The sequence below is a fragment of the Methanimicrococcus blatticola genome, assembly GCF_004363215.1.
GTDB classification, from domain to species: Archaea; Halobacteriota; Methanosarcinia; order Methanosarcinales; family Methanosarcinaceae; genus Methanimicrococcus; species Methanimicrococcus blatticola.
In genome coordinates this window covers 21814-44599 of sequence record NZ_SNYS01000007.1, presented here as the reverse complement: position 1 = coordinate 44599, position 22786 = coordinate 21814, and the positions used below count along the sequence as shown (strand labels likewise).

22 protein-coding genes and 3 tRNA genes are annotated in these 22786 nt (G+C 41.9%); 11 read left to right on the top strand and 14 right to left on the bottom strand.

Annotated features, from left to right (window positions below):
* The first annotated feature begins 210 nt into the window (after nucleotides 1–210).
* Both C7391_RS03485 and C7391_RS03480 read left to right on the top strand, forming a co-directional pair.
* Entirely contained in the window at nucleotides 211–891 is a 681-nt protein-coding gene (locus C7391_RS03485) for a DUF4956 domain-containing protein (protein ID WP_133517170.1), read from the top strand.
* On the top strand, nucleotides 888–2750 hold the full coding sequence (locus C7391_RS03480) for a CotH kinase family protein (RefSeq protein ID WP_133517169.1): 1863 nt from the start codon (nucleotides 888–890) through the stop codon (nucleotides 2748–2750). Before C7391_RS03485 ends, C7391_RS03480 begins: the two co-directional genes overlap by 4 nt.
* A gap of 117 nt (nucleotides 2751–2867) precedes the next feature.
* Here the strand turns inward: C7391_RS03480 and C7391_RS03475 are convergent, their stop codons facing one another.
* The 4 genes from C7391_RS03475 to C7391_RS03460 form a co-directional block, all read right to left on the bottom strand.
* The gene (locus C7391_RS03475; RefSeq protein ID WP_133517168.1) at nucleotides 2868–3875 is read right to left on the bottom strand and encodes a transcription initiation factor IIB; all 1008 of its coding nucleotides are present in this window, start codon (nucleotides 3873–3875) and stop codon (nucleotides 2868–2870) included.
* A 78-nt stretch (nucleotides 3876–3953) separates the two neighbouring features.
* Nucleotides 3954–4205 (bottom strand): H/ACA ribonucleoprotein complex subunit GAR1, encoded by a 252-nt coding sequence (locus C7391_RS03470; RefSeq protein WP_133517167.1) that lies wholly within the window; start codon nucleotides 4203–4205, stop codon nucleotides 3954–3956.
* A gap of 409 nt (nucleotides 4206–4614) precedes the next feature.
* Nucleotides 4615–6633, bottom strand: coding sequence for an ATP-dependent protease LonB (gene lonB, locus C7391_RS03465; protein WP_133517166.1), 2019 nt, complete (start codon nucleotides 6631–6633; stop codon nucleotides 4615–4617).
* 488 nt (nucleotides 6634–7121) lie between these two features.
* Entirely contained in the window at nucleotides 7122–7493 is a 372-nt protein-coding gene (locus tag C7391_RS03460; RefSeq protein WP_133517165.1) for a hypothetical protein, read from the bottom strand.
* Nucleotides 7494–7766: 273 nt separating this feature from the next.
* Between C7391_RS03460 and C7391_RS03455 the strand changes: the two genes are divergently transcribed.
* From C7391_RS03455 to C7391_RS03430, 6 genes are all read left to right on the top strand, one after another.
* Nucleotides 7767–8210, top strand: coding sequence for a hypothetical protein (locus C7391_RS03455; RefSeq protein WP_133517164.1), 444 nt, complete (start codon nucleotides 7767–7769; stop codon nucleotides 8208–8210).
* A gap of 241 nt (nucleotides 8211–8451) precedes the next feature.
* A tRNA-Val gene (locus tag C7391_RS03450) sits at nucleotides 8452–8525 on the top strand.
* 48 nt (nucleotides 8526–8573) lie between these two features.
* A tRNA-Phe gene (locus tag C7391_RS03445) sits at nucleotides 8574–8646 on the top strand.
* Nucleotides 8647–8707: 61 nt separating this feature from the next.
* Nucleotides 8708–8779 (top strand) — tRNA-Gly (locus C7391_RS03440).
* A 225-nt stretch (nucleotides 8780–9004) separates the two neighbouring features.
* A complete protein-coding gene (locus C7391_RS03435; RefSeq protein WP_133517163.1) occupies nucleotides 9005–10267 on the top strand; it encodes a YcaO-related McrA-glycine thioamidation protein in 1263 nt (420 codons plus the stop codon).
* 66 nt (nucleotides 10268–10333) lie between these two features.
* Nucleotides 10334–11002, top strand: a complete 669-nt coding sequence (locus C7391_RS03430) for a TfuA-related McrA-glycine thioamidation protein (protein ID WP_133517162.1) — start codon at nucleotides 10334–10336, stop codon at nucleotides 11000–11002.
* 1222 nt (nucleotides 11003–12224) lie between these two features.
* On the opposite strand, the gene C7391_RS03425 is transcribed toward C7391_RS03430, so the two are convergent.
* The 4 genes from C7391_RS03425 to C7391_RS03410 form a co-directional block, all read right to left on the bottom strand.
* A complete protein-coding gene (locus tag C7391_RS03425) occupies nucleotides 12225–12503 on the bottom strand; it encodes a MoaD/ThiS family protein (RefSeq protein ID WP_133517161.1) in 279 nt (92 codons plus the stop codon).
* A 34-nt stretch (nucleotides 12504–12537) separates the two neighbouring features.
* Nucleotides 12538–13317 carry a HesA/MoeB/ThiF family protein gene (locus tag C7391_RS03420; RefSeq protein ID WP_223610991.1) on the bottom strand — a complete coding sequence of 260 codons (780 nt, stop codon included), beginning with the start codon at nucleotides 13315–13317 and terminating at the stop codon, nucleotides 12538–12540.
* Between the two features lie 48 nt (nucleotides 13318–13365).
* Nucleotides 13366–13653 (bottom strand): DUF2769 domain-containing protein, encoded by a 288-nt coding sequence (locus C7391_RS03415; RefSeq protein WP_133517160.1) that lies wholly within the window; start codon nucleotides 13651–13653, stop codon nucleotides 13366–13368.
* 141 nt (nucleotides 13654–13794) lie between these two features.
* Nucleotides 13795–14211, bottom strand: a complete 417-nt coding sequence (locus C7391_RS03410) for an HIT family protein (RefSeq protein WP_133517159.1) — start codon at nucleotides 14209–14211, stop codon at nucleotides 13795–13797.
* A gap of 340 nt (nucleotides 14212–14551) precedes the next feature.
* Here C7391_RS03410 and C7391_RS03405 point away from each other — a divergent pair, with 340 nt between their 5' ends.
* The 3 genes from C7391_RS03405 (at nucleotide 14552) to C7391_RS03395 (ending at nucleotide 16699) form a co-directional block, all read left to right on the top strand.
* Complete coding sequence (locus C7391_RS03405) at nucleotides 14552–16003, top strand: aminotransferase class I/II-fold pyridoxal phosphate-dependent enzyme (RefSeq protein ID WP_133517158.1); 1452 nt, start codon at nucleotides 14552–14554, stop codon at nucleotides 16001–16003.
* Between the two features lie 302 nt (nucleotides 16004–16305).
* Nucleotides 16306–16521 carry a hypothetical protein gene (locus C7391_RS03400; protein ID WP_166627388.1) on the top strand — a complete coding sequence of 72 codons (216 nt, stop codon included), beginning with the start codon at nucleotides 16306–16308 and terminating at the stop codon, nucleotides 16519–16521.
* A complete protein-coding gene (locus tag C7391_RS03395) occupies nucleotides 16475–16699 on the top strand; it encodes a hypothetical protein (RefSeq protein WP_133517156.1) in 225 nt (74 codons plus the stop codon). Before C7391_RS03400 ends, C7391_RS03395 begins: the two co-directional genes overlap by 47 nt.
* Before the next feature lie 125 nt (nucleotides 16700–16824).
* Here C7391_RS03395 and uppS read toward each other — a convergent pair whose 3' ends face one another.
* The 6 genes from uppS to C7391_RS03370 all read right to left on the bottom strand — a co-directional run bounded on the left by uppS (nucleotide 16825) and on the right by C7391_RS03370 (nucleotide 22684).
* Nucleotides 16825–17652, bottom strand: coding sequence for a polyprenyl diphosphate synthase (uppS, locus tag C7391_RS03390; protein ID WP_133517155.1), 828 nt, complete (start codon nucleotides 17650–17652; stop codon nucleotides 16825–16827).
* Between the two features lie 227 nt (nucleotides 17653–17879).
* On the bottom strand, nucleotides 17880–18197 hold the full coding sequence (locus tag C7391_RS03385; RefSeq protein WP_208107054.1) for a DUF2551 domain-containing protein: 318 nt from the start codon (nucleotides 18195–18197) through the stop codon (nucleotides 17880–17882).
* Nucleotides 18198–18520: 323 nt separating this feature from the next.
* Nucleotides 18521–19057, bottom strand: a complete 537-nt coding sequence (locus C7391_RS08520; protein WP_223610993.1) for a hypothetical protein — start codon at nucleotides 19055–19057, stop codon at nucleotides 18521–18523.
* An 87-nt stretch (nucleotides 19058–19144) separates the two neighbouring features.
* A complete protein-coding gene (locus C7391_RS08515; RefSeq protein ID WP_223610994.1) occupies nucleotides 19145–19636 on the bottom strand; it encodes a radical SAM protein in 492 nt (163 codons plus the stop codon).
* A 121-nt stretch (nucleotides 19637–19757) separates the two neighbouring features.
* Entirely contained in the window at nucleotides 19758–20600 is an 843-nt protein-coding gene (locus C7391_RS03375) for a KilA-N domain-containing protein (RefSeq protein ID WP_208107053.1), read from the bottom strand.
* A 185-nt stretch (nucleotides 20601–20785) separates the two neighbouring features.
* Nucleotides 20786–22684, bottom strand: coding sequence for a beta-CASP ribonuclease aCPSF1 (locus tag C7391_RS03370; protein WP_133517154.1), 1899 nt, complete (start codon nucleotides 22682–22684; stop codon nucleotides 20786–20788).
* Nucleotides 22685–22786 lie beyond the last annotated feature (102 nt).

Here is a 22786-nt window from a genome sequence, read left to right as displayed (position 1 = left end):
GAAATTAAAATACAAAATTAAAAAACAGAATTAAAAAGCAGAATTAAAAAGCAGAATTAAAAAAACTGAAATTTAAGAAACAAAATTAAAAAAATAAAATTTTAAAAATGATTTAAAAAAATTAATATCGGTTTGAAACGGGACCCGCCTTTAATATTCGCCCGACAGCGAATGTAACGGCGAATCCTTTATTTTAGGAGTAAACAAAATATGGCTACTTTAACATTTAATGACATATTGTCTTCAAGCATTGTTGACAATATTACAAATTTTTCATTGACAGATATGGCAATTGCCATGATTTTATCTTTCATTATCGGTCTTTTCATTTATTACGTTTATAAGAAAACGTTCAGCGGCGTGATGTATTCGTCCGGATTCGGTGTTTCCCTTATTGCGATGGCTGTCGTCACGACAATGATTATTATCGCAATCAGTTCCAACATCATTCTGTCACTGGGTATGGTCGGCGCGTTGTCAATTGTTCGTTTCCGCTCGGCCGTGAAGGAGCCGATGGACATCGCTTATTTGTTCTGGGCAATTTCAGCAGGTATCGTCACCGGTGCCGGTCTCATTCCGCTTGCTGTTTTCGGCTCCGTTTTTATCGGTATTATTTTGATGATCTTCTCTGTTCGCAAGCCGACTGACCAGCCGTATATTCTTGTCGTTGATTTCGACGGTGACAAAGCCGAAACCGCTGTCATGGACATCATTAAATCTTCCGTTAAGAAGCATGTTCTTCGTTCCAAGACACTTTCCGGTGTCGGTACCGAATTAACGATTGAAGTTCGTCTGCCGGATTCCGAAAGCAAGTTTTTGAATAAGATTTCTGAAACTTCCGGCGTGAAGAGCGCGGTTTTAGTCAGCTACAACGGAGAATACGTGACATGAGCGCGTCAGATAAGAAAGGCGGTTTCATTGACAGCAAATATCTCAACATCGTGACGGCAGTCTTTGTCGTTTTCGCCGTTCTTCTTGTCTGTATTCTGATGTACAATCCGAGTCTTCTCGGCATTCAATCGGCAAGCGCTCATCCCGATTACGAAGACAAGATCTTCAATCAGAGCATGATTACGTCAATCAGCATTGATATGTCAGAGGAAAACTGGATGGCGTTATTGGAAAATCCGTTGACGGAAGAGTTTTACATGGCGAATGTGACCATAAACGGTGAAACCTTCTACTCCGTCGGCATTCGAACCAAAGGAATGACCAGTTTATCGCAAGTCGCAAGCAGTGATTCGGACAGATACAGTTTCAAATTGAAGGCGGACACTTACATTGACGGTCAAACTTTCTTCGGTTTGGAAGAATTCGTTATCAACAATATGTATCAGGACCCGTCTTACATGAAGGAATATTTGGCTTATGACATGATGACTTACATGGGCGTCGCCTCCCCGCTGTTCAATTTCGCGGACATCACGATGAACGGCGAGCCTTGGGGTCTTTATCTGGCAATTGAAGTCATGGAAGAAGACTTTGCAATGCGTGTCTACGGCAGTGACTTCGGTCAGCTCTACAAGCCTGAAACAATGGGCATGGGCGGCGGCAATGTGGGCGGCAATCGACCGGAAGGCGGCGGCAACTTCGGCGGCGGTATGGGTATCACTCGTCCCGAAGACGGCGACTTCGACGGTGACTTCGGTGAAATATCGAACCGGAACGGACAGATGATACCGATTCAAGGCAATCAAGCGATGCCAACGGCATCGATAACCTTGGCGACATCGGCCGATAATCAAACGATTACCGTGAACGGCACAACATTTGAAACTCAAGAAGACGGCACATTCACGGAAGAAGACCGGGCAGCGATTGCAGCCGCAATGGCGGAAGCCGGTAATACGCGTCAGAATTTCGGCGGCATGGGAACCGGCGGCGGCGCAGATTTGGTTTATACCGACGACAACATTTCCAGCTACAGTCAAATCTTTGAGAACGCCGTTTTCAAAAATGCTAAAAATTCGGATTTCAATCGCGTCATCACCGCTTTGAAATATTTGAATGCCGGCGAAGAATTGGAAACTTATGTCGATGTTGATCACACGCTTCGTTATTTTGCGGTGAATACAGTTGTCGTGAATCTGGACAGTTATGTCAGTGGTTTGAAGCACAATTACTATCTGTATGAAAAGGACGGGCAAATTACAATCCTGCCGTGGGACTATAATTTGGCATTCGGCGCATTCCAAAGCGGGACCGCGTCTTCAACAGTCAACTTCCCGATTGACACGCCTGTTTCCGGGGTCAGCATGGAAGACCGCCCGCTCATCGGTGTCTTGCTTGCGGAAGATGAATACATGGACTTGTATCATGAATATCTTCAGGAAATCGTTGATGAGTATTTCAACAGCGGTTATTATGATAACAAAATCACGGAACTGGATGATCTAATCGGCGAACACGTGAAAAACGATCAAACAGCTTTCTTCACTTATGACGAATATGTGACAGCGGTTGAAGAGATGCGTGTTTTCGGCGAGCTTCGCGCGGAAAGCATCCAGGGACAATTGGACGGTACCGTTCCGTCAACAAGTGAAGACCAAACAGCAAATCCTGACGCACTGATTGATGCTTCCGCATTGAATATGAGTGCTTTAGGCGGCATGGGCGGCGGTATGGGTGGCGGCATGCCGGGTGGTGGCGGACGTATGCAAGGCGGCAATTGGCCGACCCAAGTAACCACACCGCAAGCAGCAGACGATTTGTCAGTGCCGCCGACCGGCACAGGCGCAGCTCCTGCTTGAATTTGAAGCTAAATCAAAAAAGTAAAGGTTGAATGAATTTGGTTTTCAAATTCATTCACTTTTTTTAAAAAAATAAATAAAAAATTAAGTAATGAAAAAAATGAAAATTTATCCTCATCAGAGAATAATTTCAATATCTAATTCTTCAGCGAGTTCCTTGTAACGGTTTCGAATCGTCACTTCGGTCACGCCGGCAACATCGGCCACTTCTCTTTGCGTTCTGCGTTCACCGCAGAGAATAGATGCAATGTAAATGGCTGCTGCAGCAACACCCGTCGGGCCGCGACCGCTTGTTAATTCTTTCTCGGAAGCCTGTCTTAAGATTTCAACACTTTTGGACTGAACTTCACCTTTCAAATTCAAGCCGGAGCAGAATCTCGGGACGTAGTCAATCGGAGAAGTCGGCATGAGTTTGAGTGAGAGTTCTCTTGAAATGAAACGGTATGTTCTGCCGATTTCTTTTCTGCTGACTCTTGACACTTCTTCGACTTCATCAAGCGTTCTCGGAACACCGCACTGGCGGCAGGCTGCATAAAGAGCTGCAGCGGCAACACCTTCAATGCTGCGTCCGCGGATGAGGTTTTTGTCGACCGCTTTTCTGTAAATGACAGACGCTGTTTCACGAACAGTTCTCGGAAGACCCAATGCGGAGGCCATACGGTCCAATTCGGAAAGCGCGAACGCAAGGTTTCTTTCCGTTGCGTTGCTGACACGAATACGTCTCTGCCATTTTCTGAGGCGGTATAATTGCGCTCTGTTTTTGGAAGAGATGGATTTACCGTATGAGTCACGGTTTCTCCAGTCAATCATCGTGGACAAACCTTTGTCGTGGATGGTGTATGTCATCGGAGCACCGACACGGGAGCGTTTCATACGCTGGTCGTGGTCGAATGCACGCCATTCCGGACCTTCGTCAACGAAGTCGGCGTCAACAACAAGACCGCAGTCGCCGCAGACAAGTTCCGCGCGCTCATAATCGTGAACGAGATTTTGACTGCCGCATTCCGGACAGGAGTAGACTTCCGTTTCTTTAGGTGTCTCCTTCTCCTTTTTGGCGCGAATCATCTCTTTAATTTTATCTCGGTTGACCGTTTCAGAATATCGAACCCTTTCTATTTCTACCATTATCATCACTTATTTTTTATTTTCCGTTTTGAGGCGAATTGTTTTTAATCATTGCTTTTTGAGGTCATTTCGCAGGGATTATTTAACGTAGACTTTTTCTTTGACCAATTTTTTTGCCTGCGCGGTATCCAATTCCCTAAAAATACGCACCAAAAAATACGGCTGCTTTTCCGATCCGAAGACCGTCACGACTTTCCCGACAGGGCGGACACTTTTATCAATCACTTGCAAATTCATCATCTTATTCAGCGGTGTTCCGTCAGGCGTGTCATATTTGACAACAAAACAGGATTTCCCGTGCAAATGCGATACAGTTCCGAGTCGTTTCATAAATCCTCAAAATACGTCATCATTTCGATGTTTGTTAATCCGTATGTGTTTTTTTGTTTTCGAACCGTTTACAAATCGCTTAATTTGTCGAGCGTGTTCGATAACATAACCTTTAAATCCTTAAATCGCTTATGAGTTAATCATTGAGATTTAAAAATCGAAGCGGCAATAATCAATTGCAATCCGCAAATGAATTATACTGTGTATAAGCCAGTTCATACTATTTAAACTTGCCGCAACAGTTATAAAGAAAAACTCTCTTTTTTAGAATTACTTATATTCTATAGTTCCATTTTTGATAAATTATGCATCGGAAAGCTCCGCTGTTTTCTTGTAAGATCCGGTAATAAAAAGTAAAATAAAAGAGGTAAAAGCCGGAATGTTCCGACTTTTTACATTATTTTTTCATTTACTCAGCGGGTTTTAAAGCCGCTTCCAATTTTTTAAGAAATTCAGTTTTTCTCGGGCCGTCAATAAGCGCGTGTTCGACGACTTCCGTAATGTTTGAAACCGGTACGATCTCAATGATATCCTTGTAGGCATCTTCGATCATGACATCAGATTCGTTGGCTTTTGGAATGATGACTTTCTTGATGCCTGCTTGTGCAGCCGCTTCAATTTTGTACGTCACGCCGCCGACCGGAAGCACATCACCGCGAACGGAGAGTGACCCTGTCATAGCAATTGTCTGATTAACCGGAATCTTTTCATACGCGGAAAGAACGGCTGTTGCAATTGAAACGGATGCGCTGTCCCCTTCAACACCTTCATAGGTGCCGACAAACTGAATGTGAATGTCGATTGCTTCAATTTCTTTGCCGGTCACTTTCTTAATCACGGCGGAAACGTTTTTCACCGCTTCACGCGCAATTGTTTTCAATTGACCTGTTGCAATGATGTTGCCTTGAGCACCTGACATCGAAGGCGTGACTTCCGAAATGATCGGAAGAACAATGCCTGAGTCACCGCCGATAACGGCTAAACCATTGACACGACCGATTTCGCCGCCTTCTTTGAAGAAGGATTCATAATCCTTTTTGTTTTCAAGGTAGCGGTCAGCTAATTGCTGTTCAATGGAGCGTGAAATCTTTTTGGCGCGCAGCACGTGCTCAGCTGTCGTAAACGGCGCATTATCCGCACGCGCAAGGTCGCCGGCCACACGGACTAAGCCGCCTAAGTCTCTCAACTTCAGCGTCAATTGTCCTTTGCGTCCGGAACGGCGTTTCGCTTCACGAATTATTTCTTTCACAGCATCTTCGTCAAACTGCGGAATGTGTCCGTCACGCATGACTTCCTGTGCCACGAAGCGAATGAATTTGTCGCGGTTTTCGGGCGTATCCGGGATGGATTCGCGCATATAAACTTCATAACCGTAGCCTTTGATTCTGGAACGAAGCGCAGGGTGCATTTTTTCAAGCGCGTCAATGTTTCCGGCAGCCACCATAATAAAGTCACAGGGGACCGGTTCGGTTTTGACAAGCGCGCCCGAACTTCTTTCAGACTGACCGGTAATTGCATATTCTTTTTCCTGAAGCGCTGTCAACAAACTCTGTTGTGATTCAATGCCTAAGATATTGATTTCATCCAAAAACAAAACGCCTTTGTGAGCTTTGTGAATGTCACCGGCTTCAACACGGTCGTGTGCCGGTGTTTCAAGGCCGCCTGACTGGAACGGGTCGTGTCTGACATCACCGAGGAGCGCGCCTGCGTGAGCTGCGGTTGCGTCAACATAAGGAGCCTGCTGCTTGTTGTAGTTGGTAACCAGGAGTTTCGGAATCAGCGCTTCATCGCGGCCGATAAACTGGCGGCCGACTGTTAAAAGAAGCAGACAGATAAATATCGCAATTAAAATACTCTGACCGGTAAAAATCGTATAGATAACAATACCGACCATCAAAAACATTAAAATCATTGTTTTCGACTGCGCTTTTTTCTGTGCTTCGGCGCGGTGGGCGGCGACGATTTCGCGTCCTTTCCCGGCCGGCACTCTGCGGATGCGCGGGTTGTTAGAGTCTTCTGCATTCGGATATACAAGAATGTCTTCCAATTCTTCTTTCGGAAGCAGTTCTGCCATTGCCTTTGCCAAGAGGGATTTACCCGTTCCCGGCGTTCCGATCATCATCACGTGACGTCTTTGGCGGGCGGCTTTTTTAACGATCTCAACCGCTTGTTCCTGACCTAAAATCTGATCAATTAAAAGCGGCGGGACGTCTATCTCTCCTGTGTTATTGAAGCTGTATCCGAGCTCGATATTCTCGTTGTCATTTGGAATATCTTTTATCTCGGGGCCGTCGTATCCGGTTTCCGAGGTTTCGGTAACGGGTCCGGTACCTTCAGCAACTTCAACATCCGTTTTTGGAGTGGTGTTTTCCTCAAAGAACGTGCCGTCTTCAGGCTTTTGTTCTGCGAGTTTGTTGAATGTTTCCATTTTTATCACACTAAATTCTAAAATATTAAAAATCGATACGCTGATTAAGAATCAATTAAAAAAACGAAACCTTGTAAAAAGCTTACAGAATAAATAAACAAGCTCTTTTATCTTATTTATTTTATGGTATCCCAGAATATAAAGCGATATTACTGTATAAGAACTTAATTCTTGAAAATTCAAATAAAATGTTTCTAAAAAGGGTATTCCTTGAATCTGTTAAAATATAATTCCATCAAAAACAAATCAATAAAAATAGTCGTAAAAAACAGGTTATAAAAAACAGTTACAAAACAAATCAATAGATATCAAACCAATAGATACCAAATCAATAGATATCAAATCAATAGATATCAAACCAATAGATACCAAATCAATAGATATCAAATCAATAGAAATAACAGTACAAAACAGATTATAAAAAAATAACAGTTAAAAAACTGTTCAATAAAAATAATCATTCAATAAAAAATAATAAAAAATAGTGATTAATTATCCATTGCCAACACATCTGTTCGAATTGCATGGATCAAAGCCGCCGCCAAAAGAATGATGCCGACGCAAAGAAAAATGCCGACCAAATATTGAACGGCAATTAATGAATAAAAAATGACTGCAACAATAACGCCGACTGCCGTGTATTGGATTTTCTCAATCAAACCGTACGGTTCAATAATTTCTCCATTTTTTACTCTGTAATATTTGTATGCCGTCAATCCGACTATTATAATAACCAATGCCAAGAAAGCGTATCCGCCGACAAAACCGAGAATTATGCCGACAATCATTCCCGCAATGCCGGCAATGAGGTATTTCTTTGTCATTTCTTTGTCCATGTTCACCAATATATCCCCTGTCATTTGGTTATTCACTCTTGTTTACCATTTTATAACACTGTTTGTTGTTTCTCTTCCGTTAAAACAGTTTTCTTTGACTGTTGTTTGACGGCGTAATTTATGTTATTTCGTTTTTCATCGGGGAATATCATAATTTCACTGATTCTAATTTCACTGATTCTAATTTCATTGATTATAATTTCATTAATCATAATTACTGAGGAATATTATATATTCAAAAAACGCTATCCAAATGGTAGTTAAAGTTTGTAACCTTCTCGGTATTGAGGAAATTAAATGAAAGCGTCTCATTTTTTTATATTGTTTGCTGCCGTTTCAGTGATTTTAGTAGCTTCGACAATGTTTCAATATTCGCTTTCTTCTCAACCGCCGATTCATATTAACCAAATGGATATTCATTTTACCAATGAAAATGCAACGGTCAGGATTGATTATGAAGTCGGATTTTTGTCGCAGTTATATGTTTTCTTCTTCGGCAGCCGCAATCTGGATCCTTATCTGGATGTTTTGCTTTATGATTTCGAAGAATATCGAATTACTTCTGTTCACGGAACGACCGCGACAATCGAATTAATCAATTCTTCCAGACGGGAGGGATTGTATTATCTTCATGACAGTCACCGATTGGGATATGAAGTCGGACACTTGGCATTGTATTTCCCTGACGGCAAAACAATGACGTTTGATAATGCAACCGAAACGCCGAATGTTTTCTATTAAATTTCTTAAATTAAACAATCAACAAAAGTTAAATCAATAAAATTAAACATTTCAATAAAATCATTCAATTTTTGCGATTTTCCGGCGCATATTTAAAGGACTGCTCCCGCAGCTCAAAACCTTTATATACGATTATCATATTTATGAGAAGTGCACAGCCGTAAGGGAACAAGGCAGCAATAAGCTGTCACGATTTCGGTTTTTCCGATAATCCGAAAACTTCCTTACAATGTTCGTTAATGGGCTCGTGGTCTAGATGGTTATGACGTCGCCTTGACATGGCGGAGGTCCTGAGTTCGAATCTCAGCGGGCCCATCAAATTTCGATTAAGCTGTATGCCGGAATAAACGGCAGCACATCTGTGCCCAAATAGCTCAGTTGGGAGAGCGCTGCCCTGAAGAGGCAGTTGTCGCTGGTTCAAGTCCGGCTTTGGGCATTTAGCTATCGAAACCGTTTAATAGCTTGAAGCAGTTTTAGAATTGTTTCATAATCGAAGGACACTGGTAGTGTAGTGGTTATCACCGGGCGTTGCCAACGCTCGAACCCGGGTTCGAGTCCCGGCCAGTGTACTCATCTTTCTTTTCTTTTAATAATTAACAGCAGAAGAAGACATTCTTTTTATTCATTCCTTTGTTTTTCTCTTTCATTCCTTTTGTTTCTTCTTTTCATTCTCCTTTTCATTCTCCTTTTCATTCCTTTTGTTTCTCTTTTTCTATCTTCTTTTTCTTTTCTTTCTCTCTCTTTTTTTATTCATTGAAAACTGTTAAATCATTTCGATTCGTTTTTCACGCAACATGGAATTCAAATCTTGCAAAAAACTGTATCGTAAAGAGACTCACCGCATCAAGTCTCCCGAAGAAACCTTTGAAATTGTTGAACCGCTGACGGAAGTTGCCGGCATTACGCGGGTCGCCGACATCACCAAATTGGACCGTCTCAACATTCCCGTTTTTTCATGCATTCGGCCGGGCGCGGCGGACGGCGCGATTTCCGTTTACAACGGCAAAGGCGTGACACCGATTGCGGCGCGTGTTTCTGCCATCATGGAAGGGATGGAACGTTACTCAGCGGAGCTTCAGCAAGATGACCAACTCGTGACCGGCAAGTATCCCGTTTTGGCAGAAGAATTTGAAGTTTTGGATCCCGTTGAATTAATTTTACCCGAAGCGGTTGATCCTGATGCGGTTATTCCATGGACGCCCGCTTATGAAATATTGTTTGCCGATGACGGCGAAACACTTCTTTTGGAAGAACTTCTTGTTCCCGCCGCGGCGATTTATCACCCGCTTCCGTCTCACTATTATTCGGTTTTCAGAACCGGGACAAACGGAATTGCTTCCGGAAACGCTCTTGAAGAAGCGACTTTTCATGCTATGTGCGAAGTGATTGAGCGTGATGCCTGGTCGCTTTGCGAAGCCGAGAAAACCGGCGGCAGATTGATTGTTGACATTGATGACGCTGATATTTTGAATTTAATCAACACTTTTAAAGAAGCCGGCGTCGACGTTTTTCTTCGCGATATCACAAGCGACATCGGTCTTCCAACGATTGCGGCAATCGCGGATGATGTTGAATTGAAAGATCCGACGCTGCTTTGTCTCGGCATGGGGACGCATTCTTCTCCGAAAATCGCAGCACTTCGTGCGCTCACTGAAGTTGCCCAAAGCCGCGCCACTCAGATTCACGGTGCCCGCGAAGACGCAACAATTGCAGATGTCCGCAAGCAAATCGGATATGACCGTACCAAACGCTTGAACGCGAAATGGTTTGATGAATCCGCAACCGTCCAATGGAACGCGCTGAAAGACATTTCAACGGATGACTTTTTGGATGAAATTAAAAACACGGTTCGCGCTTTGAATCGTGTCGGGCTTCAGACCGTTATTGTCAAGGATTTAACGCGTCCCGAACTCGGAATTCCGGTTGTTCACGTGATTATTCCGGGAATTGAAGCTTATGCGATTGATTCTGACAGAATGGGCGTTCGATGCAAGGCGGCGCGCTCAAAGGCTGCAAAAACAGGTGGCAGGGTTCGCAAATATGTTCGTGAAACGTGAACGGATTTGTGAGCGGCATTATTGACTTTTAATTGAAATTTAACTTGAAATTTAACTTGAAAAATTATGGCGGCTAAATCAATTATTGTTTTTCTCGGGCCGAGTTTGGATTTGAAAACTGCCCGCTCTCTTTTGCCGAGCGCAGATTTTCGGCCGCCGGCATCTCGCGGTGATTTGGAAAAAGCCGCCGCTGAAAATCCTGATATAATTTGCCTCATTGACGGCGTTTTTTTTGAACAATGTTCGGTCGGTCATCGCGAAATTCTTTCCGCGCTCAACAAAGGCATTTTTGTTGCCGGTGCTTCCAGCATGGGCGCGCTTCGCGCATCGGAAACCGAGTCATTCGGAATGGTCGGCATCGGAAACGTTTTCGAGCTTTACAAAAACGGAGTCGTTGAGTCCGACGATGAAGTTGCCGTCATCTGCGATCCCGTTTCAAACGAAGCCGTGTCGGAAGCATTGGTCAATATTCGCGCCACTTTGGAAAAAGCCGCCTCCGAAATCGTTTTAACACCGGAAGAAAGCGCGGCTCTCTTTAAAATCGCCGCTGAAATGTATTATCCCGACAGAACATACGATTTCTTAATCGAAGAAGCCAAAGGAACAGAAGCAATTGACAGCCAAAAACTCGATTCTTTTGAAAAATGGATTGCCGACGGAAATGCCGCCGATATCAAAAAAGAAGATGCGATTTCCGTTTTGAAATTTATTCAATCCAAAATAAATGATGAATAAATCAAAACGAAAAAATTAATTTTTATTTCATTTTATCTTTTATTTTATTTCATTTCTATTTCATTTTCTCTTTATTTATCTCATTTAATTTTTGTTAAACCGAAACATCGTTTTTTCAATATCGAAAACCTGAACGCCGATTAAACCTTAAAATAAAGATCGGTTTTTATTTTGGATTTTAAAGGGCGTTCGGATTTGAATAAATAATGAAAAGCGATGTTTCATTTTTGTTTTAATTTGTGAAAAGTTCAAGAACGACCGCAATTCAAGATTTTGTGAGCGGTAGCGAACAAAATTGCAGAATTGCGGATTACTCCCCGCCGTAATTGAAATCATTTTTCTACTAATGGTGAATCTGTTCAATATACCAGGGTCCGGTTTGTTTTTTATTGAATTGTAGGGCGAATCTCCAACTCCTTCTTTCACTCGCTTACGCTCGTGAAACGCGTCGTTGGAGGTGATTGCTTCGTTTTTTCAATATTTTTTGATTGAATCAAAACATCGTTTTTTCTCAATTTCTAAAAAAACGAACGCCGACTAAACCTTAAAACAAAAAATCGTTTTTTATTTTGGGTTTTAACGGGCGTTCGGGGTTGAAAAAATAATGAAATGGATGTTTCGGTTTTGTTTTAATATATGAAAAGTTCAAAAACGACCGCAATTGAGATTTCATGAGCGAAGCGAATGAAATTGAAAATTGCGGATTACTCCCTGCCATTAATGAAAATATTTTTTCAAAAGTGAATATTATGCGCATATCTTACCGCCCCTGCTTAGTTTTTATTAATCGCAGGGGTGAATCTCCAACTCCTTCTTTCACTCGCTTACGCTCGTGAAACGCGTCGTTGGAGGTGATTGCTTCGTTTTTTCAATATTTTTTGATTGAATCAAAACATCGTTTTTTCTCAATTTCTAAAAAAACGAACGCCGACTAAACCTTAAAACAAAAAATCGTTTTTTATTTTGGGTTTTAACGGGCGTTCGGGGTTGAAAATTAATAAAACGGATGTTTCGGTTTTGTTCATTGAAAAAAGGAACAAGAAAATAGAATAAAAGAAAAAGGAACAAATGAAAATGGAACAAACGAAACGGAATAAACGAAACGGAATAAATGAAATGGAACAAACGAAATGGAACAAACGAAATGGAATAAATGAAACGGAACAAACGAGAAAAAATCGAAATGATTGAAAAAACGGATTTTGAAAAAGGATATGAAAATTTATCCTCCTGAAACGGATGGATAGACCGTGACTTCATCGCCGTCTTTTAATATAAAATCGGCTGCTTTGCCCGGTATAACTCTTTTTTTATTGACTTGAATGATTAAATGGCGTTTCAGATTACCTTCTTTATCTATCACCAAATCAGGGTCAGCTAAGTGGGTGAACGCAAACTCTGTGATTAAACCTTTGACACTTGATTGTTCCGGAATTTCCATGTGAATCAGATTCTCGGTTATTTTTTTATGCGTTCCGAAAACGGATATTGAAATTTTCATTTTTATCCCTCTCACTCATGTTTAATGTTTGCATTCATTTGTTTTTGCCGCAAATTTCGCAATCGGCCTCTTTTTCAATTTCAATGAAATCAAAAGTGTTCGCCAATCCGTCCCAAATAAACAATTTGCCGATATGTTTTTTTTCCGTGCCTGTTATGTATTTGATAACTTCATTCGCCTGCATGGATCCGATAATACCCGCAGTGGCACCGACAATCGGAAAAACCGATTTATTAGAGTCATTTTCGCCCTCATCTGACTCCGGAAACGCGCAGAAATAACACGGTCCGTCTTCCGGATAAAATGAAGCGAGCTGTCCCTGAAATCCGGAGACGGCCGCATGGAAATAAGGACGCTTCGTTCGAACCGCAAAAGCCGCCAAAACTCTTCGGGTTCGGTCATTATCAAGCGCGTCAACAATAATCTGACAATCGCCGATTAAATTTTCAACATTTTCTTCCGTCAATAAATCACAAACGGATTCCGCCTGTATCTCGGGATTCATCCGTTTTAACTTTTCGACACCGGATTCCGCCTTCTTTCGGCCGATGTCTTCTTCATGATGCAAAAATTGGCGGTTCAAATTCGTTTTTTCAACCGTGTCGCAATCCAGCAAAACAATTTTCCCGACACCGGCAGCCGCCAAATATGTCGCAACCGGGGAGCCGAGACCGCCTGTTCCGGCAATAAAGACAGACGCTTCCGCTAATTTCTGCTGGCCTGCTTTTCCAAAGAGCGGTAGCTGCCGGTCGTATCTTCCTTTTGCAGGCGCGCTGCAATTGCATTTCGATTCCGGTTGATTCATGTGATTCATATTCATCTCATTTTAATGTTATAACATTTAGTGTTATAATGTGCTATTTTATTCCGGTTTACAGAAATCGGATTCTTCCATAGCGAATTGTTTGTAAACAGCGCATTTTTGACACAAACATTCCGTATTATCTTCTTTTTCAGCTTCATCAAATCCGATTGTTCCGACTTCTCCGTTTTCATTGCCTGACCCATACGTCGGGCAGCTGCCTTTGGCGCAGTACATAACGTTTCCAAAATCCGGGTGCAAAGCGCATGTCGGACAAAGACACGCTTTTGAGTGATGAAATGAAGCGCAGACACCGAAATATTTGCCGTATTTTTGTTCAGATTCCATGGTATTTCCTTCGAGACGGGAAAGATATGCAAAATGCTCTGATATGCTGATATACTGATATGTTGATTAATGCCTTATCCGATTCATTTCCCGGTTGCCGGCTATTTTCATATTTTTTTTTATTTTCATTTTTTTTATTTTTTATTTTGTCAGTATTTCATGCATTTTCTTCAGCTGTTCGGGATCTTTGGAGGTTGCCGAATCAACGATAGAATGTGTTGTGCCGCCGCCGTCGCCTTCGTAGCGCGGGAATATGTGGATATGCGTATGCATCACGGTTTGACCGGCTGATTCGTATGTGTTCGCGCCGATTGTGAGACCTGTAATGTTATCCATTTTATTCATGATTTGGTTGGAAACTTTGTTGACGGCTTCAAAAAGTTTGCCGGTTTCTTCGGGCGCCATCTCAACAAGCGCGTCGGAATGCTTTTTCGGAATCACCATCGTATGTCCGTCGGCGCAGGGGCCGACATCCAAAAAGGCAAGCGCGTTTTCATCCTCATAGATTTTGTAGCACGGGATTTCTCCGGCAATGATTTTACAGAAAATGCAATCCATTTTAAAACACCTTTTTATTATTTGAATAGAAATGCGTTCGAAATCATATTAATTTTTGCTGCATCATTTTGTTTTATTTAGCCGTTTTATTTGGATTTATATTTGGATTTATATTTGGATTTATATTTGGATTTACATTTGGATTTACATTTGGATTTGCATTTGTAAAGGACTAGTTTTAAATATTGAAATCTTTTTATGATTTTGTTTAATTTATTTTGACGGAAAAAGGCGAAAACGGATATCGAAAAACACCTCTGTTCTAAAATATCTGTTTTATTAATGTCCCCATACCGTTTTTGTTTTCTTTGTTGAAATAAATCAGAGGTTATAAGTGTAGATGGACCAAAATGCTACCCCTATTATTGATGCATTACGTGAATTCGATCAGAAGAATATCACGTCGTATGATGTCCCCGGCCACAAAAGAGGAATTCGTGAAGACGATTTTCAAAAGTTGGTCGGCAAAGAAGTTTATTTGATGGATGTTAATTCTCCCGTCGGAATGGACACTTTCGCGCATCCCAAAGGCGTTATCAAACACTCTTTGGAATTGGCAGCCGAAGCTTACAAAGCCGACAACGCTTTTTATCTGGTCAACGGCAGCAGCAGCGGCGTTCAGATCATGATCATGACGGTTTGTTATGACGGCGAAAAAATTCTCATCCCGCGAAACGCTCACAAATCCGTGACGAATTCATTGATTTTATCAGGCGCGGTTCCCGTTTTCATGGAACCTGAAATCAATCAGAATTTTGCGATTGCCAGCGGCATGACGCTGAAAACGATTCAAAAATACGTTGAAGCCAATCCCGATGCGAAAGCGCTTTTCCTGGTGTATCCGACATATTACGGCGCGTGCGCCGATCTGGAACAAATCATCGAATACGCGCACAGCAAAGATATTGTCGTGATGGTGGATCAAGCACACGGCGCGCATTTTTCCTTTTCGTCCGCGCTTCCGAAATCCGCAGCCGAACTCGGCGCTGATTTAGTTGTCGCCAGCACGCACAAAACAGGCGGCTCGCTCACGCAAAGCGCGATGCTTTTACACAACGAAGGATTGGTCAAATATCATTCTATTAAAAAGCGCGTTCTTATGTTCCATACGACGAGTCCGAGCTATCTGCTGATGGCGTCTTTGGAATCGTCCCGAAAACTTTTGGCAACGCAAGGCGAAGAAATCTTTCACGAACTCGTTCATGAATGCCGCAAAGTAAAGAAAGAGATTTCCAAAATTCCCGGCCTTTCCGTTTTGGACGAAAACGAAGGTGTCACGACAATGACTTACGATCCGACTAAAATCGTGATCAACGTGACGAAGCTTGGCTTAGACGGCTTTGATGTTTACGACATTATGTTTGAAAAATACGGCATTCAAATGGAATTGGCTGAGCCGACAATTGTTTTGGCCGTCATCGGAATCGGTGATACAAAAGAAACAATCTGGCGATTGGTTGACGCTTTCAGAGATTTGTCCGACACCTATTACGGCAAATACGAAATGCTGGACATTCCCGAAGAAATCGTTTACGTTCCGCCGCAAATCCTGTCCCCGAGACAAGCATTTTACGCCGACAAAGTTTCGGTGAAAATCGGTGAAGCCGTCGGTCGCGTCGCCGCCGAAGCCGTGATGATTTACCCTCCCGGAATTCCGATTTGCATTCCCGGCGAATTAATCACAGCAGAAACGATTGAAGAAATCCTTTACTGCCAAGAAAACAGCGACTGCGTTCAAAAAGACAGCAAAGAGAAAGATCACATTCTTGTCGTCGATGACAGCACCGAATGATTTTCTTTTTCTTTTATTTTTTAATCTTTTTTTTGACTTAATTTTTTGATCTAATTTTTTGATTCAGATTTTTCTTATTTTTTGAATTTAATGTCTCTTTTTCATTTTATTTTTAAATCATTCGGACGTTTTCAAATAATTTATTAAATCTCAAACAACCACCCGCTAATTTACGATTCTGAACGGAACGAAGTGAAGTGAGGAATCGGAAATTTGCGGATTCGTATCCAGCCGATACAGCAAAAGTGAAAAATAGCTTTTTTATTATTCATTTTTGTTCTGTACCTGTCGGCTGCACTGCTTTGCCACTTACATTTACTTTGTTGCTTGCATCTGCTTTGTTGCTTGCATCTGCTTTGCTGCTTGCATCTGCTTTGCTGCTTGCATCTGCTTTGCTGCTTGCATCTGCTTTGCTGTTTGCATCTGCTTTGCTGCTTGCATCTGCTTTGCTGTTTGCATCTGCTTTGCTGCTTGCATCTGCTCTTTCTTATCACATCCGTTCGCTTGCGCGAACGTGAGCACTGTTACCTTACTGTTTGCGTTGCTACTGTTACCTATCGTTCGCTTATGCTACTGCTACCTATCGTTCGCTTTGCTACTGCTACCTACCGTTTGCTTATGCTGCTACCTGCCGTTTGCTTATGCTGCTGTTACTTGCCGTTTGCTTTGCTGCTGTCAACTGATCGCGCTGGTTGATTGCGGTCGTGGTTTGCCTCATCAAATTTTAACCGCGCACTTGTTCTCATTTTTATTATTTTTTTAACCGCTCTGCTCTTCCAATTATATTCTCAAAATGGGCCCCGACGCGCGCACCGAGCTGCTCAGCTTTTCAAGTCTGCCAAAAATGCGTCAATCTTTTTTTGACGCCGTTCTTCGTCTTTTCGGCGGTCTTCTTCCATACGCCCGTAAATTCTCAGCGTGTAAAACAAGTCTTTAAATGTGAATTCCGGCCAAAATTTGTTGTAGTAACAGACGACGGCGTTGTTGCCGTTTGCTTGCCACGGCAGGAAATTGGACGTTCTGCGCTCATCTCCCGTGCGGATTAAAAAGTCAACACCGGGGACAATCTCGTCGGAAAACGGGAAGAGGAATTTTGAAATTTCATCGTCCGATAAAAAATCGCCGGCAGGTTTTTCTTTATTTTCGGGAAGAACGGCTTCTTCGGCAATTCTTTCAAACGCTTGTGTGATGTCATTGCGGCCGCCGTAAGCGAGCGCGACGTTTAAAAACATTTTATCGTTGCCGGCGGTTTTTTCTTCCAAATCTTTAAACGCGCTCAGCGTTTTTTCGGGCAAATTGTCCGTTTCGCCAATCATTCTGATCCTGATTTTTTTGCTCAGAATCTTCTCATCCGTTGAAAGCTTGTAAAGCATCTTTTCAAGAAGCTCAAAAATGCTTTCAACCTCCGTCGGATTCCGCTTGAAATTCTCCGTTGAAAAAGCGTAAATCGTGATGTGTTTGATTTTTGCCAAATATGTCCAGTGAAGCAAATTTTCAACCGCGGAAACGCCGGCTGTATGACCCCAATTCGCTTCTTTTCCCTTTCGGTGAGCATATCTGCGGTTGCCGTCCATAATAAAAGCGATATGTTCCGGAATGTATTCAGCGGAACGCAAAAAAGTTCTTGAGTTTTTTCTTTTTTGAGGCATAGCGGCAACCGTTTCAAATTTTAAATGATAATTTAAATGGTAATTTAAATGATAATTTTAATACTAATTTTAATAACAAATTCAAATGATTCCATTTTTAAAATGATTACATTTTGTTGAAAGTTAAAATTATAAAATAATTTTAAAATAAAAAATAAAAGAATGCTTTATCAGCATTCTTTTTTTACTTTTTACGAAATACGAAAACAAAAAAACAACATGCTCAATTACTGAGCGGTATGGGTAAGAATTGCTTGAACGACTGTTTTGTAGTCATCCTTTAATGAATAGATATTGTGATCGCCGGTAACATTAATGCTTAAAATACCGAGTCTCGTGTTCATTAATCCGACCATAGCGGAAACGCCTCTGTAACTCACGTCACAGCTTTCTTGTTCCAAATGTTTGTAAACGTCGCCGGTCGTGAATTTGTCACCCGTAATAAACAAATTTAATACAATTTTTCGTATTCCGTTTTCATCTCTTGAAAGGTATTTTTCTAATCTTTCCTTTACTCTGTCTTCTGATGATTGCAGCCCTGACACCCCTCTTTGTATCCCTTAATTGATTTTTGGGTTGACTTCGTATGCCATATGTTTACGAAGTCCGAATTGTTCTGTTTTCAGTTTTTACGGCAAATAGTCCGATTTTGAAATCGTTTAAAAGCTGTTTTGAATTGCCGAACGGCTAAATTATAACTCCCTATCATAATTTAAACCGAATTTTATAAACTGTTTTTACAATTCGTTTTTAGAGACCATCCGCAAGATTTATCAGCCGATTATGAAAAACGGCTTACGCGTCAGCGGATTAAACAATCCTTATAGAGATTAATCCTTTATAAATTTTTACGCGTAAGCTTTAAATATTAGTAAATTCGCTCACTGCCGACGACGAAGCCGCCTGTGAACGGATATTGTTCAATAATCCAGATTTGAATTTGTCCGAAATTCGGATTTTCTTCTTCAAAAATAGTTGCCAGCTCCTCGGCAATCCCGCAAGCCGTTTCAATTGTATTTCGATCCGCGTCTACTGCATAAGATTCTTCCGGCAGTTCGTTTTCCTTCAAAAAAACATCAAAAGATTCTAAAAACTCAGCCGGCACTTTAATCCGCCCGAAAATAATCGTCCCGTCCTCTGTGATTTCATCAAAATCCCGGGCATTCTGCCGCGCCGTTCTCAAAAGTCTTAAACGAAGCTGGACGGCATCTTTGTAACGGGATGAACAAAAGTTCATTTTGCATTCTCCGTTTTCGGAGTCGCACAAATCAAATGCATCAAACGCCTTTCTCGCCGTTTCAGCCGAACCGAGAACCGTATTGGACTCATCATCAATTAAAACATACCCGCGTTTTTTCATTTCTTCGGCATTTGTTTCTGAAAATTCCAACTCATTCAAATTCAAAAAACCGCCGGCTTTTTTCACAAAAACAGCAACATTTTCCGCCCCGTCAATCGCAGGAATTTCAAATCCGGCGCAAATGCCGTTTTCCTATGCCGATTTCAAAGAAACGTCAAAATCGGAGTCGTCTAATTTATCCCATAATTCAAACGGCGGATGGAACCTGATTTCATCCAAACCCGCCGCGGCAAGCACTTGCAAGTATTCATCACTCGGCGCCGTTGACGTATAAAGATGAATGTGATGATTCTCTCCAAATTCCTCTTTGAGAAGCCGAATATAATGAATCACCTTTTCAAGCTCTAAAAGCGGTTCGCCGCCCGTAATTCCTGTTCCTTCGGCAGACATTGCGCGCGCTTCTTCCAGTACGTCTGCGTCCGTTAAAACAGCGCGTTCATTCGCAAAAATCACATCTCTATTTTTCCGCTCTTCCGAAAGCGGACAGAAAAAACAGTCCCTGTCGCAAAGTCCCGTCACGAACAAAACCATTTTCGCGCCTTTTTGACAGCAAAGACAACCGTCCGTTAAAAAAGTGCTGTAAGATCTGCTTTCGTCGGGTCGGATAGTATCAAGTTCTTTCATAAATTACTCCGCTTTCTGTTTTTGATTACCGGTTTGGTTATGTAAATTTAAAAAATTTAATCATTTTAATTAAAAGTCATGATAAAAATATACCTTCCTCTAAAAAGTTTCCTCTTATCTTTTATCTTCTATCGGTTGTATTGATTTCTGTAAGTGTTTTTAATTGTTTGACAGCTAATCTGTTTAAAATGATTAACCTTTCTGATTGTGTTTTTCCTTGTTCAATGAGTATTGCATTGTAGCTTTCCATATTTGCAAGAACCAGTAACTGATTCAAACTTGCCTCATCACGGATATTATTTGCGTTTTTACTCTGTCGAGTTTCTTTCCATTGTTTTGAAGTCATTCCCCACAATGCAACATTTAATAAATCTGCTTCCCCGGCATATGTCATTGAAATCTGTTCCTGTGTAAGTTCCGGCGGCAGTAAATTCTCTTTAATTGCATTTGTTTGAATTCGATAATTTATTTTTGACATCTCGCGATTCAAATTCCAATTTAAGGATAAGCGGCTGTTTTCATCATTTTTGAGGCGCTTGTAATCTTTTATTATATATAATTTAAATTCAGCTGAAATCCAAGATGCAAATTCAAAAGCGATGTCTGAATGTGCATATGTGCCCCCGTAACGTCCTGATTTCGATACAATGCCAATTGCATTTACCGCGGAAATCCATCTTGAAGGAGAAAGTGTAAAAGCGTTTAAACCCGCTTTTTTTCTAAACCCGTCGAATTCGACGGGTTTAAAATTAGGATTGTGGAGTAATTCCCACAAACCCAAAAACTCAATTGTATCTCGCGCCCGCATCCAATTTTTTATTACATCATTTGGTTCATCGCTTTTATATTTTGCAATGTCAGTCAACGAAATATATTCATTTTGAAAATCATATGTGTATATGCCAATACTGATTCCTTTTGCATTTATTGTATCTTTTACTTGTTTTCGAGACAGAAGAATCACCTTCTGTCTCCAATTTTGTCTTTTTTATGAATCTTTTTAAATTATTCAACTCATATTGTTTTTGTGAGTATAATATCTCCATACGCCGAAAAAAATCGAATTTTACTAGAATTTTAAAGAATGTCAATAATATAAAACCAAAAAAAAGCGTGAAAAATAAAAAAGAAAGAAAAATCAGAATTTCGTCACAAAATCCTGAATGTTTCCAAATTCACAAGCGGTTTCGCATCAATTCTGTTTTTCTTGCGCAAGGCTTCTGCCAATTCGATACAGGATTTTTCATCGCCGTGAACCGTGAAAATGCGCTCGGGTTTGGGCTGCATTTTTCGGATGTATTCGTGAAGCTGTCTCACATCTGAGTGACCGGAGAAACCGTCAATTGTTTCCACGTTCATGTTGACTTTGACAGTGTTGTTGTTGCCGACGGCAATTTCAGACCAGCCTTTTTGGAGACGGCGGCCGATGGTTCCGTCAGCCTGGTAGCCGACAAAGACAAGCGTATTGCGTTCATCCGGTGCTAACTTATAGAAATAACTCATGACAGGACCGCCCGTCATCATGCCTGATGTCGCGATAATGACACACGGATGCGGTTCTTCCAAAATCTTTTCACGCATGTCTTTGGAATCAACCTGCTTGAAAGATTCCGACAAGAACGGATTTTGACCTTTTTGGAAAATCTGTTTCTTGAGTTCGCTGTTCAAATATTCAGGGTGCGTTGCGTGAATCGCGGTTGCTTCCCAAATCATACCGTCCAAATAAACGGGAACATTCGGAATGTAGCCTTTACGAATGGCTTCTTCCAAAACAATCATGACTTCCTGACTTCTGCCGACTGCGAATGCCGGAATCAGAACAGCACCGCCGCGGTTAACGGTGTCGCGGATAATTTTCTGTAAATTCTTTTCGGCATCCCGAAGCGGTGTCTGATAACCGTTGTTGTTGCCGTATGTTGCTTCCGTAATCACAGTTTCAACACGCGGGAAACGGTTGACGGCGGGGTCGAAAAGACGTGTTCTCTCATACTTGTAATCGCCCGTAAAGACAATGTTGTGAAGACCGTCGCCGATGTGGAAGTGCGCAATGGCAGATCCGATAATGTGACCGGCGTTGTGGAATGTCAGTTTCATGTCAGGCGCGATGTCCGTCACTTCTTCGTAGTCGAGCGGAATCATATGCAACAATTCTTTTTGAATCGTTGAAGAATCGTAAGGCACCTTTTTACCTTCTTTTGAGGCGATGTCAACGTAGTCCAGCTGGAGCAGAACAGTCATGTCTCGAGTCGGCGGCGTGCAGTACACGGGACCGTCAAAACCGTATTTGTAAAGCAGCGGGATCAATCCCTGGTGGTCCATGTGGGCGTGCGTTAAAACAACCGCGTCCAATTCGCTGAAGTTGTTGACTTCGGGAACGTAAAGGTAAGGCGTTTTGTCTTCTGCGCCGAGGTTGACACCGCAGTCAATCATAATCTTAGATTCGGGCGTTGAGAGGAGGTAGCAGCTTCTGCCGACTTCCAAACTGCCGCCGAGACCCGTGACGCGGATCCACTGGTCTGTGTGCGTTGTTTCACGGTGAATTTTACGGCCGACATCACGCAGAATCTCTTTTCTTTCTTTGAGATTGTTTCTCATGAAATCGCGGACATTTTTAACGGTCTTGGATTTAATCGGCGGCGTTCTTGCCACTTTCGGAATCCAGCCGATTTCTTTGGTAATTTCACGAAGCGTGTCGCCGTGTTTACCGATAACGAGTCCCGGTTTTTCGGCTTCGATAATCACTTCGCCGGAATCGGGGTCAAAATAACAATTTGAAATAACGGAATCCGCCGGAACGATTTTGTGAATAATCTCAATGGATTTCTCCGGCTCTGCCAACACTTTCGGGTCGGGACGCACCGCAATTCTGATACGCAGCGCCTTGGCCAAATTTCTGATAATATTTCCGTCGTCGGCAAACTTTTTCGGGTCTTCCGTATAAAGTACTAATTGTGGGCCTTCAAAACTCACGCCTGAAATGGTTACGCCTTCAGGCAGATTTTTTTCGATTTTATTTTGAAGGTCAGCTAAAACGTCATCTATTGCCATTATTTTCTTCCTTTTTTAAAATGAATAAATTGTATCGTCTAATCGTATTGTATTGAAATTTGAGTCTGTTGAATTGATCTGAAAAATGATTTATGACGTTTT